Origin of the sequence: Pseudomonas sp. MD195_PC81_125, from assembly GCF_014060985.1 — a bacterium.
GTDB lineage: Bacteria > Pseudomonadota > Gammaproteobacteria > Pseudomonadales > Pseudomonadaceae > Aquipseudomonas > Aquipseudomonas parakoreensis.
On the sequence record NZ_JABULD010000449.1, the window covers coordinates 1 to 1071 of the forward strand.

A 1071-nucleotide genomic window follows, 5' to 3' on the forward strand; every position below is an offset into this window, starting at 1 on the left:
GATCTTTTGATCTTGCCCTTCAGATCCACCCACCCCACTGCAACAGAAAGATCCCGATATTGGTGGTCACCGCCGCCATCAGCGTGGTCAGCACAATGATCGCCGCTGCCAGCTCATGATTGCCCTGCGCCGCACGGGCCATAACGAAACTGGCGGCGGCGGTCGGGCTGCCGAAGTACAGAAACAGAAATCCCCAGCTCCGCCCCGCGAAATCCCCACAGCCATGCGCACAGCGTGGCAATCACCGGCAGGCCGATCATCTTCACCAGACTCGAGCTGAGCGCCATGTTGCCGCTTTTGCGCAGCGCCGCCAGCGACAGCGTACCGCCAATGCAGATCAGGGCCAGCGGCAGCGTGGTTTGCGCCAGGTACTGGCCGGAGGTTTCCAGCCAGCCCGGCAGACCGATCTTGAAATAAGCGAACGGCGCCGCCGCGATCACGCTGATAATCAGTGGATTGCTGACCACGCTTTTGCAGATGCTCCACGGATCGGACTTGATCACCGGGCTGTACACCGCCAGCACGATGGTCGACAGGGTGTTGTAGAACAGGATCACCAGCGCCGCGAGAATCGCGCCTAGGGAAATCCCGTAGTCGCCATACATGCTCGCCGCCAGCGCCAGGCCGATCACGCCGTTGTTGCCGCGAAACGCGCCTTGGGTGTAGATGCCCCGGTCTTCACGCGGGCAGCGGAAAATCGCCCAGCCCCAGGCCAGGGCAAAACTGACCAGCGTGGCGAGGGCGAAATAGATGAGCAGCGCCGGTTGCAACGCGGCGTGCAGGTCGGCATGCAGGATGCCGAGAAACAGCAGCGCCGGCATGCTGACGTTGAATACCAGCGAGGAGGCGGTGTGGATGAAGTTGTCGTTGATCCAGTCGATGCGCTTGAGCAGCACCCCCAGAAACAGCATGGCAAACACCGGCGCGGTGATGTTCAGGGTTTCGAGGAAGATTGCCAGCATGCCGGGGGAGCCTTTGGGTGAGCGTCGTCAGGGGCTAATGATAAGCCACTGAGTTGCCATTGAAGATCAAAAGATCGCAGCCTGCGGCAGCTCCTACAGTGGAATTCGC

At 61.1% G+C, this 1071-nt stretch carries 1 pseudogene; it reads right to left on the reverse strand.

From position 1 onward, the window contains the following. Positions 1 to 19: 19 nt before the first annotated feature. Positions 20 to 962 (reverse strand): annotated as a pseudogene (locus tag HT737_RS18130) (AEC family transporter). Positions 963 to 1071: the final 109 nt, after the last annotated feature.